The organism is Acidovorax sp. 107 (genome assembly GCF_003058055.1).
Taxonomy (GTDB): domain Bacteria; phylum Pseudomonadota; class Gammaproteobacteria; order Burkholderiales; family Burkholderiaceae_C; genus Acidovorax.
This window is the reverse complement of record NZ_QBTZ01000001.1, coordinates 1,705,206-1,721,638: the sequence shown is the minus strand read 5'-3', so window position 1 is coordinate 1,721,638 and position 16,433 is coordinate 1,705,206. Positions and strand designations below refer to the sequence as shown.

Annotated in this window: 15 protein-coding genes; 8 read left to right on the top strand and 7 right to left on the bottom strand. The window is 64.5% G+C overall.

All coding sequences use genetic code 11. The features are described 5' to 3' along the window. Positions 1-3: 3 nt before the first annotated feature. The 4 genes from iscU to uvrB all read right to left on the bottom strand — a co-directional run bounded on the left by iscU (position 4) and on the right by uvrB (position 4,659). A complete protein-coding gene (iscU, locus tag C8C99_RS08195; RefSeq protein WP_056063045.1) occupies positions 4-405 on the bottom strand; it encodes a Fe-S cluster assembly scaffold IscU in 402 nt (133 codons plus the stop codon). 39 nt (positions 406-444) lie between these two features. Then, positions 445-1,665 (bottom strand): IscS subfamily cysteine desulfurase, encoded by a 1,221-nt coding sequence (locus tag C8C99_RS08190; RefSeq protein WP_056063047.1) that lies wholly within the window; start codon positions 1,663-1,665, stop codon positions 445-447. A gap of 115 nt (positions 1,666-1,780) precedes the next feature. Further along, a complete protein-coding gene (gene iscR, locus C8C99_RS08185; RefSeq protein WP_015013980.1) occupies positions 1,781-2,317 on the bottom strand; it encodes a Fe-S cluster assembly transcriptional regulator IscR in 537 nt (178 codons plus the stop codon). A gap of 251 nt (positions 2,318-2,568) precedes the next feature. After that, positions 2,569-4,659, bottom strand: coding sequence for an excinuclease ABC subunit UvrB (gene uvrB, locus C8C99_RS08180; RefSeq protein ID WP_108625442.1), 2,091 nt, complete (start codon positions 4,657-4,659; stop codon positions 2,569-2,571). Positions 4,660-4,764: 105 nt separating this feature from the next. On the opposite strand from uvrB, the gene C8C99_RS08175 reads away from it, so the two are divergent. Beyond that, a complete protein-coding gene (locus tag C8C99_RS08175) occupies positions 4,765-5,973 on the top strand; it encodes an amino acid aminotransferase (RefSeq protein WP_108625441.1) in 1,209 nt (402 codons plus the stop codon). Between the two features lie 34 nt (positions 5,974-6,007). Then, on the top strand, positions 6,008-6,577 hold the full coding sequence (locus C8C99_RS08170) for a nucleotidyltransferase family protein (protein WP_233247178.1): 570 nt from the start codon (positions 6,008-6,010) through the stop codon (positions 6,575-6,577). A gap of 130 nt (positions 6,578-6,707) precedes the next feature. On the opposite strand, the gene ygiD is transcribed toward C8C99_RS08170, so the two are convergent. Then, on the bottom strand, positions 6,708-7,613 hold the full coding sequence (gene ygiD / locus C8C99_RS08165; protein ID WP_108625440.1) for a 4,5-DOPA dioxygenase extradiol: 906 nt from the start codon (positions 7,611-7,613) through the stop codon (positions 6,708-6,710). Positions 7,614-7,744: 131 nt separating this feature from the next. Between ygiD and C8C99_RS08160 the strand changes: the two genes are divergently transcribed. The 3 genes from C8C99_RS08160 (at position 7,745) to C8C99_RS08150 (ending at position 10,015) form a co-directional block, all read left to right on the top strand. Continuing rightward, on the top strand, positions 7,745-8,635 hold the full coding sequence (locus C8C99_RS08160) for a CoA transferase (RefSeq protein WP_108625439.1): 891 nt from the start codon (positions 7,745-7,747) through the stop codon (positions 8,633-8,635). A gap of 16 nt (positions 8,636-8,651) precedes the next feature. Beyond that, on the top strand, positions 8,652-9,353 hold the full coding sequence (locus tag C8C99_RS08155; RefSeq protein ID WP_108625438.1) for a cold shock and DUF1294 domain-containing protein: 702 nt from the start codon (positions 8,652-8,654) through the stop codon (positions 9,351-9,353). Positions 9,354-9,553: 200 nt separating this feature from the next. Next, entirely contained in the window at positions 9,554-10,015 is a 462-nt protein-coding gene (locus tag C8C99_RS08150; RefSeq protein ID WP_108625437.1) for a hypothetical protein, read from the top strand. Between the two features lie 143 nt (positions 10,016-10,158). Here C8C99_RS08150 and C8C99_RS08145 read toward each other — a convergent pair whose 3' ends face one another. Next, positions 10,159-12,564, bottom strand: coding sequence for a YgiQ family radical SAM protein (locus C8C99_RS08145; RefSeq protein WP_108625436.1), 2,406 nt, complete (start codon positions 12,562-12,564; stop codon positions 10,159-10,161). 189 nt (positions 12,565-12,753) lie between these two features. Here C8C99_RS08145 and C8C99_RS08140 point away from each other — a divergent pair, with 189 nt between their 5' ends. Beyond that, entirely contained in the window at positions 12,754-13,725 is a 972-nt protein-coding gene (locus C8C99_RS08140; RefSeq protein WP_108625435.1) for a bifunctional helix-turn-helix transcriptional regulator/GNAT family N-acetyltransferase, read from the top strand. 97 nt (positions 13,726-13,822) lie between these two features. Here the strand turns inward: C8C99_RS08140 and C8C99_RS08135 are convergent, their stop codons facing one another. Beyond that, on the bottom strand, positions 13,823-14,005 hold the full coding sequence (locus C8C99_RS08135; protein ID WP_233247177.1) for a hypothetical protein: 183 nt from the start codon (positions 14,003-14,005) through the stop codon (positions 13,823-13,825). Between the two features lie 255 nt (positions 14,006-14,260). Here C8C99_RS08135 and C8C99_RS08130 point away from each other — a divergent pair, with 255 nt between their 5' ends. Together C8C99_RS08130 and C8C99_RS08125 are read left to right on the top strand one after the other, a co-directional pair. Continuing rightward, the gene (locus C8C99_RS08130; RefSeq protein WP_108625433.1) at positions 14,261-14,854 is read left to right on the top strand and encodes a YigZ family protein; all 594 of its coding nucleotides are present in this window, start codon (positions 14,261-14,263) and stop codon (positions 14,852-14,854) included. A 151-nt stretch (positions 14,855-15,005) separates the two neighbouring features. Continuing rightward, positions 15,006-16,421, top strand: a complete 1,416-nt coding sequence (locus C8C99_RS08125; protein WP_108625432.1) for a dihydrolipoyl dehydrogenase — start codon at positions 15,006-15,008, stop codon at positions 16,419-16,421. Positions 16,422-16,433 lie beyond the last annotated feature (12 nt).

Below are 16,433 nucleotides of genomic sequence, written 5' to 3'. Positions count from 1 at the left end.
CAATCAGGCGGCAGTGGCCGTGGTGGCGTGCTTGGTCTTGTAGTCGAGCACAGCAGCCTTGATGGCGTCTTCGGCCAGGATGGAACAGTGGATCTTGACCGGCGGCAAAGCCAGTTCTTCGGCAATCTCGCTGTTCTTGAGCGCTGCGGCTTCATCCAGCGTCTTGCCCTTGACCCACTCGGTCACCAGCGACGACGAGGCAATGGCCGAGCCACAGCCGTAGGTCTTGAAGCGAGCGTCTTCGATCACGCCGGTTTCGGGGTTCACCTTGATCTGCAGCTTCATCACGTCGCCGCAGGCGGGCGCGCCCACCATGCCGGTGCCCACTGAATCGTCGCCCTTGTCGAACGAACCCACGTTGCGGGGGTTTTCGTAATGGTCAACCACTTTGTCTGAGTAAGCCATGATGTGTACCTCTTCAATACGTCCAGAATTTGTGCGGAATCAGTGAGCAGCCCACTGGATGGTGCTGATGTCGATGCCGTCCTTGTACATCTCCCAAAGCGGGCTCAGCTCGCGCAGGCGGGCCACATTCTCGCGGATGGTGGAGATGGCGTAGTCGATCTCTTCTTCGGTCGTGAAACGGCCGATGGTCATGCGCAGGCTGCTGTGCGCCAGCTCGTCACTGCGGCCCAACGCGCGCAGCACATAGCTGGGCTCCAGGCTGGCAGAGGTACAGGCCGAACCCGACGACACCGCCAGGCCCTTGATGCCCATGATGAGCGATTCGCCTTCGACGAAGTTGAAACTCATGTTCAGGTTCTGCGGCACACGGCGCTCCAGACTGCCGTTGATGTAGACCTGTTCGATGTCCTTGAGGCCGTCCAGCAGGCGCTGCTGCAGTGCCTTGGCCTTGGCGTTGCTCTCGGCCATTTCTTCCTTGGCGATGCGGAAGGCCTCGCCCATGCCCACGATCTGGTGCGTGGGCAAGGTGCCCGAACGCATGCCGCGTTCATGGCCGCCACCGTGCATCTGGGCTTCCAGGCGCACGCGGGGCTTGCGGCGCACATACAGAGCACCAATGCCCTTGGGGCCATAGGTCTTGTGGGCGGTCATGCTCATCAGGTCGATGGGCAAAACATTCATGTCAATCTCGACACGGCCGGTGGCCTGTGCGGCATCCACATGCAGCAGGATGCCCTTTTCGCGGCACAGCGCGCCGATGGCGGGGATGTCCTGGATCACACCAATTTCGTTGTTCACGAACAGGATGCTGATCAGCACGGTGTCGGGGCGGATGGCGGCCTTCAGGGCATCCATGTTGACCAAGCCGTCTTCCTGCACATCGAGGTAGGTGGCTTCAAAGCCTTGGCGCTCCAGCTCGCGCATGGTGTCCAGCACGGCCTTGTGCTCGGTCTTGAGCGTGATGAGGTGCTTGCCCTTGCCTTTGTAGAAATGCGCAGCGCCCTTCAAAGCCAGGTTGATGGACTCGGTCGCACCACTGGTCCAGACGATTTCGCGGGGGTCGGCACCGATCAGGTCAGCCACCTGCACACGCGCTTTTTCCACCGCCTCTTCGGCCTCCCAGCCCCATGCGTGGCTACGCGATGCCGGATTGCCGAAGTGCTCACGCAACCACGGGATCATGGCGTCCACCACGCGGGGGTCTACCGGCGTGGTGGCGCCATAGTCGAGATAGATGGGGAAGTGCGGGGTCATGTCCATGGCTGGCTCAGTAAAAGGTTCTGGCTGGCAAACAGAAGAGGCAGAACAAACAAGAAAACGATTACAACGCGGTCAGGGCAGCGCTGACCCCAGGGTCAGCACCACGCAACGTAGATCAGGATTTGGCGAAGACGTTACCCAGCGCAAACACCGAGTTCGGAGCATTCACGCGAATGGGCTTGACCACCGGGGTCGTGGAGATGGCACGGCGCACCACCGGCTTGTCCTCGATCTGCACACCCTTGGCGAGCTGCTCGTCGACGAGCTTTTGCAGCGTGACCGAATCCAGGAACTCAACCATGCGCTGGTTGAGCGAGGCCCACAGCTCGTGCGTCATGCAGCGGCCAGCTTCACCCAGGCAGTTTTCCTTGCCACCGCATTGCGTGGCGTCGATGGGCTCGTCCACCGACACAATGATGTCCGCCACGGTAATGTCACCGGCCTTGCGGGCCAGGGTGTAGCCGCCGCCGGGACCGCGGGTGGACTCCACCAGCTCGTGGCGGCGCAGCTTGCCAAAGAGTTGCTCCAGGTACGAAAGCGAAATCTGCTGGCGCTGGCTGATGGCAGCCAGCGTGACGGGGCCGTTGTTCTGGCGCAGGGCCAGGTCAATCATGGCGGTGACCGCAAAACGGCCTTTGGTTGTGAGACGCATCGCAAGCTCCTTGTGCTAAGGCTTGTTCGTTGAAGAAACCGCCAGCGCTGACTGTTTGTCAGCGAGGCACCGTCTCCGCCCCTTACTCCGAACAGTTGTCTGCCACGGAGCCCTTCATCGCTGGGCTGTTTTGTTGAGTATTTTGTGTGAGTATAACACAAATCCCTATCGATTCTGTCGGGTTAAAAAACCAACTGGTTATTAATCGACGTGATAGTAATTTTTCATCACACTGTCCTCCCGCCCTTGTGTCACAAGGCCACTGAATCGCTGCCATGCGCGCCAAACGCCTGGTCCTTGAGCCGTGTCAACTGGTCACGCACCCGCGCTGCCTGCTCGAACTCCAGATTGCGCGCATGTTCCAGCATGAGCTTTTCCAGGCGTTTGATCTCACGCGCCACGTCCTTCTCGGACATGTCCTCCACCTGGGCGCGCCGCAGGGCTTCCTGTTCCAGCCGCTCGGCATCTTTGCCGGCCTTTTCGCTGTAAACCCCGTCAATCAGGTCTCGTACCCGCTTGACAATGCTGCGCGGTGTGATTCCGTGGGCCTCGTTGTATGCGATCTGCTTGATGCGCCGACGTTCCGTCTCGCCCATGGCCTTTTTCATCGAATCCGTCATTCGGTCGGCGTACAGAATGGCCTGGCCGTTCAGGTTGCGCGCGGCGCGGCCTATGGTTTGGATCAGGCTGCGCTCGGCGCGCAGAAAGCCCTCCTTGTCCGCGTCCAGGATGGCCACGAGCGACACCTCAGGGATGTCGAGCCCTTCGCGCAGTAAGTTGATGCCCACCAGCACATCGAAAGCCCCCAGGCGCAGGTCACGGATGATCTCCACCCGCTCCACGGTATCTACATCGCTATGCAAGTAGCGCACCTTCACGCCGTTGTCCGTCAGATAGTCGGTCAACTGCTCCGCCATGCGCTTCGTCAAGGTGGTAATGAGTACGCGTTCATGCTTTTCAACGCGAATGCGTATTTCTTGCAGCACATCATCCACCTGATGGGTGGCAGGTCGCACCTCTACCACGGGGTCCACCAATCCGGTCGGGCGCACCACCTGGTCCACCACCTGGCCTGAATGGGTCTTTTCATAGTCGGCGGGTGTGGCCGATACAAAGATCACCTGCCGCATGCGCTGTTCGAACTCTTCGAATTTGAGCGGCCGGTTGTCCAGGGCAGAGGGCAGGCGAAATCCATACTCCACCAGCGTGGTCTTGCGCGCTCGGTCGCCGTTGTACATGGCGCTGAGCTGCCCGATCATCTGGTGGCTCTCGTCCAGGAACATCAGCGAGTTCTTCGGCATGTAGTCGGTCAGCGTGCTGGGCGGGTCGCCCGGCGCCGAGCCCGACAGGTGGCGCGTGTAGTTCTCGATGCCCTTGCAGTGCCCCACCTCGCTGAGCATCTCCAGATCGAACCGCGTGCGCTGCTCCAGCCGCTGGGCCTCTACCAGCTTGCCGTCGGCCACCAGCTGCTTCAGGCGCTCGGCCAGTTCGATCTTGATGGTCTCCACCGCCGCCAGCACCTTGTCGCGCGGCGTGACGTAGTGGCTGCTGGGGTACACGGTAAAGCGCGGAATCTTCTGCTTGACGCGCCCCGTGAGGGGGTCGAACAGCTGCAGGCTCTCGATCTCGTCATCAAACAGCTCGATGCGGATGGCCAGCTCCGAGTGTTCGGCGGGGAACACATCGATGGTGTCGCCCCGCACGCGGAACTTGCCCCGGCTGAAATCTGCCTCGTTGCGCTGGTACTGCATGCGGATCAGCTGCGCGATCACATCCCGCTGGCCCAGCTTGTCGCCGGTGCGCAGCGTCATCACCATGCGGTGGTAGCTCTCAGGCTCGCCAATGCCGTAGATGGCGGACACGGTGGCCACGATGACCACGTCTTGCCGTTCCATCAGGCTCTTGGTGCAACTCAGGCGCATCTGCTCGATGTGCTCGTTGATCGCGCTGTCCTTCTCGATGAACAGATCCCGCTGGGGCACATAAGCCTCTGGCTGGTAGTAGTCGTAGTAGCTCACGAAGTATTCGACGGCGTTCTTGGGGAAGAACTCGCGGAACTCGCTGTACAGCTGTGCAGCCAGCGTCTTGTTGGGCGCGAACACGATGGCTGGGCGGCCCATGCGTGCGATCACATTGGCCATGGTGAAGGTCTTGCCCGAGCCCGTCACACCCAGCAACGTCTGGAAGGTCTCGCCGTCATTCAGCCCCTCCACCAACTTGTTGATGGCCTCGGGCTGGTCGCCCGCAGGCGGGTAAGGCTGGAACAGTTCAAACGGGGAATGGGGGAAGCTGACGAACTCGCCGTCTTGCTTTTCAGTTATGACTTCTGTGAGATCCGGCATGGGGGCGGTCAACGAGTGGGATGGGCGGGCCGTTAAAATCGGCTTAACCCGGCACAGTACACCACGCCCGGATTCTTCGCTACTGACAACCTTTCAAGGATTTTCATGTCTCTGTTCACCGCCGTCGAAATGGCCCCCCGCGACCCCATCCTGGGACTCAACGAGCAATTCAACGCCGACACCAACCCCAACAAGGTCAACTTGGGCGTAGGTGTTTATTTCGACGACAACGGCAAGCTGCCCCTTCTGCAATGCGTGCAGGCCGCTGAAAAGACCATGATGGAAAAGCCCACCGCCCGCGGCTATCTGCCCATCGACGGTATCGCCGCCTACGACGCTGCGGTGAAGGGCCTCGTTTTTGGCGCTGACTCCGACGTGGTCAAGAGCGGCCGCGTGGCCACCGTGCAAGCCATCGGCGGCACTGGCGGCCTGAAGATCGGCGCCGACTTCCTCAAGAAGATCAGCCCCAACGCCACCGTGCTGATCTCCGACCCCAGCTGGGAAAACCACCGCGCGCTGTTCACCAACGCCGGCTTCCCCGTCGATACCTACCCCTACTTTGACCAGAGCGCCAACGGCGGCCTGGGCGGCATCAACTTCGACGGCATGCTGGCTAAGCTGAAGGCCGCTGCTGCCGGCACCATCGTGTTGCTGCACGCCTGCTGCCACAACCCCACCGGCTACGACATCACTCCCGCTCAGTGGGAACAAGTGATTGCCGTGGTGAAGGAACGCAACCTCACCGCCTTCCTGGACATGGCCTACCAAGGCTTTGGCTACGGCATCGCCGAAGACGGCGCCGTGATCGCCAAGTTCGTGGCCGCTGGCCTGAACATCTTTGTCTCCACCAGCTTCTCCAAGAGCTTCAGCCTCTACGGCGAGCGCGTGGGCGCCCTGAGCGTGGTCGGCAGCACCAAGGAAGAAACCGACCGCGTGCTGAGCCAGCTCAAGATCGCCATCCGCACCAACTACTCCAACCCACCCACCCACGGTGGCGCCATCGTGGCCGCCGTGCTGGGCAACCCCGAGCTGCGCGCCCTGTGGGAAAAGGAACTGGGCGAAATGCGCGTGCGCATCAAGGCCATGCGCCAGAAGCTGGTCGATGGCCTGAGGGCTGCTGGCGTGAGCAAGGACATGTCCTTCATCACCACCCAGATCGGCATGTTCAGCTACTCGGGCCTGTCCAAGGACCAAATGGTGCGCCTGCGCAGCGAGTTTGGCGTGTACGGCACCGACACCGGCCGCATGTGCGTGGCAGCGCTCAACAGCAAGAACATCGACTACGTCTGCCAAGCCATTGCCAAGGTCATCTGAGCTGACTGAAGAAGCGGCGCTGAGGCGCCGGTTCTTGAGCGAAACGCTCCAGAACCCGCACAACGCGGCCCTTCTGGGGCGTTTGCCACTTCTGGGCCTGCCGGACGCCTGGTTGGTGGCGGGATGCCTGTTCCAGACCGTGTGGAACCTGCACTCCGGCTTGGCGCCCACGGCAAACATCAGGGACTACGACCTGTTCTATTTCGACGCCTCGGACCTGTCCGAAGCCGCCGAACAGGCTGAGCAAGACCGGGTCACGGCCCTCTTTGCCGACCTGCCGATCACCGTCGAAGCCAAGAACCAGGCCCGGGTGCACCTCTGGTACGAACGCTGGTTTGGCTACCCCTATGCGCCCCTCACATCGGCCCGCAATGGCATCGAGCGCTTTCTGGTGCCCTGCACCTGCGTGGGCCTGCAGCCTGCCGCCGACCCAGGCATCGAAGGACCTACGCTGTACGCACCCTACGGGCTGGAAGAACTGTATGCCGGGCTGATGCGACCCAACCCGGCCTGCCCGCATCTGCCACTGTTCGAAGCCAAGGCACAGAGCTACCGCGAACGCTGGCCGTGGCTGACGATCCAGGCGGGTCACGTCACGGCCTGATGGCCGCCTGATCGCTGCGGTCGATGGTTTTCAGGTGTTTTTGGCCTCAAGCGCTAGACAAACATGCGCTGACAGCTATCAAAAAAGAAGCGCCTTCTTACAACAACCTGTTGTAAATGGCAGATACCCATCACCCCCACAGCACCGACCGCATCGAGATCGATGCCGACTGGTAGCCTGTGTTGAAGAAACGTGGCATTTCGGTGGGCAGCACCGCCCCCGCCGCATACAGAAGCGGCAGATAGTGCTCGTGCGTGGGATGCGCCTGTTGGGCCACGGCACCCAGCTTCTGGAAGTCCTGCAAGGCACCCAACTGACCCTTCTTGATCTGCTCCTGCACCACCGTGTCGAACTCGGTGGCCCAGTCGTACGCCTCGTTGGCGGCTGTGCCACGGCGCGTGACACGCAGGTTGTGCACGATGTTGCCGCTGCCCACGATGAGCACGCCACGCTCCCGCAGGCCTTTGAGCTGCTGACCCAGCGCATAGTGTTCGGCCGGGGCGCGGCTGTAGTCCATGCTCAGCTGCATCACCGGGATCTGCGCCTGGGGAAACATGGGCTTGAGCACCGACCAGGTACCGTGGTCCAGACCCCACTCGCCCTCGTCCACCCCCAGGGCCGCTCCGGTGGCGGGCGATTTCAGTTCGGCGGCCAGGCTGCGCGCCACCTGCGGCGCACCGGGCGCGGGGTACTGCTGGTCGAACAGCGCTTGCGGGAAGCCGCCAAAGTCGTGGATCGTCTTGGGGTTGGCCATGCCGGTCAGCTGCCAGCCACCGCGCGTGAGCCAGTGGGCCGACACGCAAAGGATGAGTTGTGGCTGCACCGCGCGCGCGGCCAGCTCTGCGCCCACGGCCTGCCAGCTGCGGCGCCAGGCGTTGTCCTCGATGGCGTTCATCGGGCTGCCGTGGCCCACGAACAGCACGGGCATGCGGGGCGAGGGCTTGAGCGCCTTCAGCGCGGGCGCCGTGGCGGCGCTGCTCAGGGATGAGGTCACGAAAGCTCCCGGAAAGGCGGCCAGGCCGGTGATGGCGGCCAAAGAGGTTCTGCGTTGCATGGGTCAGGGAGCGTAACAAATTATGTATAACGCAGGAAGTGAGCCCGTGCGCGCCACGAAGTTCCGGCGCCACGCCTTCCATTCAAAACCACGACACCGAGACAACCCACGCCATGACGACCGCCCTGCCCCAGCCCCTGCGCAATGTCCGCGTCCTGAGCCTCGCGCTCAACCTGCCGGGCCCTGCCGCCCTGATGCGCTGCGCGCGCATGGGGGCTGAATGCACCAAGCTCGAGCCGCCACCGCCAGCGGGCTACCCCAGCGCCGACCCCATGGGCATCTACAGCCCCGCAGCCTATGCCACGCTGCACCAGGGCGTGCGGGTGGTGCACGCCCACCTCAAGACGCCCGAAGGTCAGGCCACGCTGCATGACGAACTGGCCCGCACCGATGTGCTGATCACCTCCTTCCGCCCCTCGGCACTGGCCAAGCTGGGCCTCTCCTGGGATGCGCTGCGGGCTCGCTATCCGCACCTGTCGCTGGTGCGCATCGTGGGCGCAGCGGCAGAGCGGGCCGAGGAGCCCGGCCACGACCTCACCTACCTGGCCGACGCTGGCCTGGTGACGGGCACCGACATGCCGCCCACGCTCTACGCCGACATGGGCGGCGCCCTGATGGCCAGCGAGGCCGTGCTGCAGGCCCTGCTGGAGCGTGCCCACACCGGCGGCGGCGTGTGCATCGAAGTGGCGCTGGCCGACGCCGCCGCCTGGCTGGCCCAGCCGCGGGACTGGGGCCTGACCACCCCCGACGGCGACGTGGGCGGCCACCACGCGGGCTACCGCATCTACCCCTGCGCCGATGGACGTGTGGCAGTGGCCGCGCTGGAGCCGCACTTTGCCGCCAGCCTGTGTGTCGCCGCCGGCCTGCCTGCCACGGGCGACCCGCAGGTGCTGCGCGCCCCCGCCACCCACGCCGCCGTGGCGGCGTTCTTGCGCAGCCAGACCCGGGCGCAGCTTGATGCGCTGGCCGTCGCGCAGGACATCCCTCTGCACACCCTGGCCTGAACGCCTTTTTCTTTCGATGCAGAAACAAGGCACCGTTATCCGCTGGGATGCCGCCCGCGCGTTCGGTTTCATACGCAGCCCAGACACATCTGCCGATGTGTTCTTTCATGTGCGCGACTACCGGGGCAGCGCAGCACCGCGCGAGGGACTTGCCGTGGTGTACGAAGAAATCCATGTGGGCGGCAAAGGGCCCCGGGCCATGGCGGTGCAGCCTGCAGCCCGTGCCGCAGGGGCCTTTCAACCCCGTCCGCCGACTCCGGCGCAGCCCGCATCGGTGCCACCGACGCGGCGCGCACCGGCGCAGGGGACGAGGCAGCCACAGGCCTCGCGCCGCCGACGGCCTGCGGCGACCAGCGCCGCGCCCGCCGCCGGATCGATGCTGATACACATCCTCATGCTCGGCTGGGCGGCGCTGCTGGCCTGGGGTGTCTGGGCCGGTCGTCTCCCGGGGTGGGTGATAGGTGCCGCCCTTGCCATCAACCTCCTCACCTTCGTGATCTACGCCATCGACAAAAGCGCCGCGCAGAACGGCCGGTGGCGCACCAAGGAAAGCCACCTGCACCTGCTGGGCTTGGCAGGCGGCTGGCCGGGCGCGTGGTTTGCCCAGCAGCGGCTGCGGCACAAGTCCCGCAAGGCGGAGTTCCGCGCGGTGTACTGGATGACGGTCGTGATGCACTGCGCCGCACTGGGGGCCTGGCTGGGCGGATGGCTGCGGTAGCAACATTTGACATTGTTATCAATTTGATAGCAATCAGTCCATGAAAAATGGACGCTACAGGCACTATGGGCCTGCACGGCAGGCTACCACCAATCGACACGGCAAGGCAGGCTGACGCGCGAATGGCCCGCTGACCTACACCGCGCACCAGCGTGCCCAGGTTTCAATCCCGAAGGTCTGAAACACCTCGGGAGAAGCCCATGAAACCCCTCGTTCTTGATTCCACTATGACCAACATGGGCGGCGTTTTCTACCCCACCGGCCAGGTGTTTGCACTGTTCCCCGACGAGGACTGCACACGCCAGGCCGCCCTTGCGCTGCAGGCCGCTGGCCACCAGGGCGACATCGCCTACGCCAGCCCCGACGTCATCCTGCAAGAGATCGTGCACACACTGGGCACGGCAGATGCGCCATTGCCCTCTGTGGGGGCCGAAGGGGACATGGTGCGGCGCATTGCCGACCTGGCGGGAACCGGCCACCACGGCATGCTGATCGCCATGGCCGACAAGGACGAGATCGACACCCTGGTGAATGCCATTGCGCCCGAGGGTGCAGTCACGGCCTTTTATTACCGCACCTTCATCATTGAGGATCTGATCACGCAGCCCGCTGGCGACGGCCCGCAATCGGTGGTGGTGGGCACCCACGCAGCGGAGGGCTGAGAACGGGCTAACGTACTGTGGGTGAAGCCGCGCGCCTGCCGTGATTGGCGACAGGCCTAGACGCACTCCAGGAGTGGCTTGCCACGCGTCGCCACCCTCAGCCTCGGGCCCCCACCAAGAGGGCACAGGGCTGCGGCCTGCTATCAGCGCGGCTTGCGTGCTGACGGCTTGGCGCTGCCCGTGACGCGCGGCGGCAAGCCGGTGTGCTGGGTCAGAATGCGGCCCTTTTGCGGTTGACCCGGCTTGGTGGAGTTGGCGGGCGCTGCTGCGGTGGCGCTCTTCACCCCCGTAGGCGTGGAGTTCTTGCGCCGCGCGCTTTGGTAGCCACCGTCCGTCAGGGGTTGGAAGGTCGGGATCAGGTGGTGCTTGCCGTTGCCGATCAGGTCCGCCCGGCCCATGGCCTTGAGCGCCTCGCGCAGCAGCGGCCAGTTGTTGGGGTCGTGGTAGCGCAGGAAGGCCTTGTGCAGGCGTCGGCGCTTTTCACCGCGCACGATGTCCACCGACTCCTCGGCTTCGTCGCGCATCTGGCGGCGCACCTTGGTGAGCGGGTTGCGGCCCGAGTGGTACATGGCCGTCGCCGAGGCCATGGGGCTCGGGTAGAAGGTCTGCACTTGGTCGGCACGGAAGCCATTCTTCTTGAGCCAGATCGCGAGGTTCATCATGTCCTCGTCGCTGGTGCCCGGGTGCGCGGCGATGAAGTACGGGATCAGGAACTGCTTCTTGCCCGCCTCTTCGCTGAACTTCTCGAACATCTGCTTGAAGCGGTCGTAGTTACCGATGCCCGGCTTCATCATCTTGGACAGCGGCCCCTGCTCGGTGTGCTCGGGCGCGATCTTGAGGTAGCCGCCCACGTGGTGCTGCACCAGCTCCTTCACGTACTCGGGCGATTTCACGGCCAGGTCGTAGCGCAGGCCCGAGCCGATCAGGATCTTCTTGATGCCCTTGAGCGCGCGGCCACGGCGATAGATCTTGATCAGCGGGCCGTGGTCGGTGGTGAGGTTCTGGCAAATGCCGGGGAAAACGCAGCTGGGCTTGCGGCAGGCGGCTTCGATCTCTGGGCTGCGGCAGCCCAGGCGGTACATGTTGGCCGTGGGGCCACCCAGGTCGCTGATGGTGCCGGTGAAGCCCTTGACCTTGTCGCGGATGTCCTCGATCTCCTGAATGATCGAGTCTTCGCTGCGGCTCTGGATGATGCGGCCTTCGTGCTCGGTGATGGAGCAGAACGTGCAGCCGCCAAAGCAGCCCCGCATGATGTTGATCGAGAAGCGGATCATCTCCCACGCAGGGATCTTGGTGCCATGGTCGTGGCTGCCGTTCTCATCGGCATAGCTGGGGTGCGGGCCGCGTGCGTAAGGCAGGTCAAACACGTGGTCCATCTCGGCCGTGGTGAGCGGGATGGGGGGCGGGTTGAGCCACACGTCGCGCGCCGTCACGCCCTCGCCGTGCGCCTGCACCATGGCGCGCGCGTTGCCGGGGTTGGTTTCCAGGTGCATCACACGGTTGGCGTGGGCGTAGAGCACGGGGTCGCTTTTCACCTGCTCATAGCTGGGCAAGCGGATCACCGTCTTCTCGCGCGGAGGCACCTTGAGCCTGGTCTTGAGCGCAGGGTTGGCGACGAACTGGATCGCCTGGATGGTTGGATTGGGGCTATTTTGATCGGTAGCGCCAGTGGATTGTGCGCCGACTGCTACAGAATCAGTAGCACCACCCTCCTCCTTGCTGCAGCTGCTGCCTTGGGCTGCAGCCTGCTCGCTGGTCGTCATGTAGGGGTTGATGTGCGCTTCCACCGGGCCGGGCTCGTCCACGGTGGTCGAATCGATCTCGAACCAGCCCTTGCCACTTTCGTCGTCGGGCCGCCGCACAAAGGCCGTGCCGCGCACGTCGGTGATTTTTTCTACCGGCTCACGCGCTGCAATGCGGTGGGCCACCTCCACCAGCGCCCGCTCGGCATTGCCGTACAGCAGGAGGTCGCACTTGCTGTCCACCACGATGCTGCGGCGCACCTTGTCGCTCCAGTAGTCGTAGTGAGCGATGCGGCGCAGGCTGCCTTCGATGCCGCCCAGGACGATGGGCACGTCCTTATGGGCCTCGCGGCAGCGCTGGCTGTAGACGATGGCTGCGCGGTCAGGGCGCTTGCCGCCAATGTCGCCGGGGGTGTAGGCGTCGTCGCTGCGGATCTTCCGGTCGGCGGTGTACCGGTTGATCATCGAATCCATGTTGCCCGCCGTCACGCCCCAAAACAGGTTGGGCTTGCCCAGCACCTTGAAGGGTTCGGCGCTCTGCCAGTCAGGCTGCGCGATGATGCCGACACGAAAGCCCTGGGCCTCCAGCGTGCGGCCGATCACGGCCATGCCGAAGCTCGGATGGTCGATGTAGGCATCGCCCGTGACCAGGATGATGTCGCAGCTGTCCCAGCCCAGTTTCTCCATCTCCGCACGGCTCATGGGCAGGAACGGAGCCGTACCAAAGCGCTTGGCCCAGTACGGACGGTAACTGGTCAAGGGCTTTGCGGCGCGCGCAAAAAAGGAGACGTCAACGGGGGCGTTCATGCAGTGGGAGGGCGGCCACCCCATGGTTTAACGGGGCATCGTGGGGCGCGGCTGTGGTGGGTAACCCGCGATTTTACGGCGGCAGGCCGTTTTTGTCGCTGTGCCTGCCTTGCCCCTGCACCAAGGAGGTCTTGACTCCCACCACGCATATACTTGCCAAAGTCAATCAATTTCATGACAAAGGCACTTATGACGGTATCCCGTGACTCTTCTCAGCCGCCCGCACCTGCGGCCCCTGTGCCCGCCAGTGCCGTCAAGGCGGTGCGGCGGTTCAACCGCTTCATCACCCGCCGCATTGGTGTGCTGGACCCGTACCTGGGCAGCAAGCTGTCGCTGACCGATGTGCGCGTGCTCTACGAGCTGGCCCATCGCGAAGCCCCCGTGGCCAGCGAACTCGCGCGCGAGCTGGGGCTGGACGGCGGGTACATCAGCCGGATATTGCGGCGCTTTGAGCAGGCGGGCTGGATCGAGCGCCGCGCCAGCCCGCAGGACGCGCGGCAGAGCCTGGTCACGCTCACCGCCGCCGGGCGCGCAGCGTTCGAGCCGCTGCAACAGCGCTCGCGCGACGAAGCCGCCGCCCTGCTGGCCCCCCTGCCCCCCGCACGGCGGCAGGAGGTGGTGGATGCCATGGAGCGGATTGAAACCCTGCTGTCCCCTACCCCGAACCCAGCAGAGGGCACCCGCGTTGCCGTGTTGCGCGACCCGCTGCCCGGCGATATCGGCTGGGTGGTACAGCAGCATGGCGAGATCTACTGGCGCGAATACGGCTGGGACAGCCGCTTTGAGGCCCTGGTGGCGGACATCGCCGCGCAGTTCCTGCGCAAGTTCCAACCCGCCTGGGAGAAAGCCTGGATCGCGGAACTCGATGGCGAGCGCGTGGGCTCGGTGTTCGTGGTGCGCAAGTCCGCCACCACCGCCCAATTGCGCATGCTGATCCTCAGCCCCAAGGCCCGGGGCTTGGGCCTGGGCGCACGGCTGACCGACGAATGCATTGCCTTTGCGCGTGCAAAAGGTTACAAAAAAATGGTGCTGTGGACCAACAGTTGCCTCACGGCTGCGCGGGGCATCTATGCGCAGCGAGGTTTTGAACTGGTCAAGACCGAGCCCTACGAAGGATTTGGCCAACAGTTGGTGAGCGAGACCTGGGAGCTGAAGCTTTGACGTGAGCCGTACCTGCTCGCCCTGAGGCGGGAGGCGGCCCCCCCGCAGACCGAGGTCGCCCCAGCGCCGAGCCTGCAATCGGTGGCTGGTTGCCCTTTTACCACTCACCCACTTCGCGCACGCGCTGCGCAAGGTCTGGTGCGCCGTCATCTCCTTCGTCCGCCGCGAGACTGGCCGCTGCAGCATCCGCCACCGACGCCCCTGCGCCACCGCAGGAGGACACGGGGGCCGAAGAAGCCGTGAAACGGCCAAACAGGTGGCCGCCAAGGGTAGAAGACAAGGGGGCGGAAAATGGGTGGGCAAACATGGCGGTTCCTTTTTCTGCAGGCCGGGGTGCTTTCAAATGCATAGCAACAGCGTAGGCCACAGCAACAAGCCCGCAGTGTAGGAACGCATGCCCATTGCGTGTGTGACAGAACGCACGTTCCGGGCGGCGTTCGTGGTGTTCAACCGCCGTCCAAGGCAAAGTCTGTGAGTTTCTTCACGGTCGGCCGTGGGCCGACTTGAACGGGCGCCGCCTTACACTCTCCGCCCCATGCCTCAGACCCTGGCTGCGCCCGCGCACAGTGAACTCCTCATCAAGAAAAGCCGTTTCATCGGCTGCGTACAACCCATGGCCGACCGCGCCAGCGCGCAGGCCGCGGTGGACGCGCTGTGGAAGCAGCACCCCGGCGGCGCCCACATCTGCTGGGCCCTGCTGGCCGGGGGCCAATCGGCCGCCGTGGACGACGGCGAGCCTGGCGGCACCGCCGGCCGCCCTATGCTGGACGTGCTACGCCACCAAGACCTGGAAGGCGTGCTGGCCACGGTGGTGCGCTACTTTGGCGGGGTCAAGCTCGGCGCGGGTGGCCTGGTGCGTGCCTACACCGACACCATTGCCCAGGCACTGCTCACCGCCCCCAAGGTCACACTGCAGCGCATGACCACGCTGCAATGCCTGGTGCCCTATGCACTGGAGGGGTTGCTACGCCGTGAGATCGAGGCAGCAGGCGCCGAACTGGTGGCCGTGCAACATGGCACCCTGGTCAGCCTGCAACTGCGCCTGCCCCAGACGCAGGCCGATCCTTTTGTACAGCGCATCAACGACCACGGGCAAGGCCGCGTGGGCTGGACGGAACCCGAGGCCTGACTGCCCTCCGTACCTTGGCCCTGAAGGCATTCAGGGCCCGGCCCCAAGGCAAGCCTGCACCCAACCCAGCCTCAAAAAACGGCTTGTGCGCCTACAACGGAGCGGCGGTTCGCACTTCACACTGCGGGTTTTCAGACTCTGAGGGCGCCTCATGAGCCAACCGCTCGACACCATCATCATCGGCGCAGGCACAGCGGGCCTGGCCGCCCTGCGTGAAGTGCGCAAGCGCACCGACCGCTACCTCATCGTCAACGAAGGCCCCTGGGGCACCACCTGCGCCCGCGTGGGCTGCATGCCGTCCAAGGCGTTGATCGAGGCGGCCAATGCCTTTCACCGCCGGCACACCTTCGAAGAATTTGGCCTGCGGGGCGCCAGCGCATTGGCCGCCGACCTGCCCGCCGTTCTGCAGCGCGTGCGCGCCCTGCGCGACGACTTTGTGGCGGGCGCCCTCCAAGCCACCAGCGGGCTGGGCAAGGCCCAAATGTCAGGGCGCGCAACACTGCTGGGGCCGAATTCGGTGGACATCGACGGCACGGCCTACGCGACTCGCAGCATCATCATCGCCACCGGGTCACGCCCACGCGTGCCAGACGAATGGCTGGCGTTTGGCGACCGCATGCTCACCACCGACACGCTGTTCGAGCAGCCCAGCCTGGGCCCGCGCATTGCTGTGATCGGCATGGGCCCGATTGGTGCGGAGATTTCGCAAGCCCTTGCCCGGCTGGGTTTGCAGGTGGCCGCCTTCACCACAGGGCACACGCTGGCGGGCCTGAGCGAACCGGAGCTCAACACCGAACTGGCGGCGCTGCTGAAGCAGAACATGGTGCTGCACATGGGAGCCGAAGCGCAACTGCGCGAAGTGCCTGGCGGCATCGAAGTCTCCAGCGGCAACAACCGTGTGGTCGTGGATCAGGTCATTGCCGCGATGGGCCGGGTGCCCAATGTCGAGGACCTGGGCCTGGAGACGCTGGGCGTGCCTCTGGACCGGCGTGGATTGCCCACGGTAGACCCGCAAACCCAGCAAATAGACAATTTGCCAGTGTTTCTGGCCGGCGACGCCAATACCCACACCCCGCTGCTGCACGAGGCCGCCGACGAAGGCCATATCGCGGGCATGAACGCCCTGGCCATCGCCCCCACGCGCTTCCGGCGCCGCACCTTGTTGTCCATCGTTTTTACCGACCCCAACATCGCCATCGTGGGGCCGCGCGTGGCCGACATGGACCCACACCACACCATCACGGGCACCGCCAGCTACGCAACGCAAGGCCGCGCCCGCACCGCCCAGCGCAACCACGGGCGCCTGTGCGTGTATGCAGACCATGGCAGTGGCCGCCTGCTGGGCGCCGAACTGTATGCCCCCGATGGCGAGCACCTGGCCCACCTGCTGGCCCTGGCGGTGCAGCAGCAACTGCCGGTGCATGACCTGCTCGGCATGCCGTTCTATCACCCCACCTTGGAGGAAGGCCTGCGCACCGCCTTGCGTGACGCGGCCCGCCAGCTGCCCCATACCCGTGTCTCCGACCTGGCCGCCTGCCCCGCCCTCGGGGTCCCCGCACTGGACTAGCAAACGTCTCAA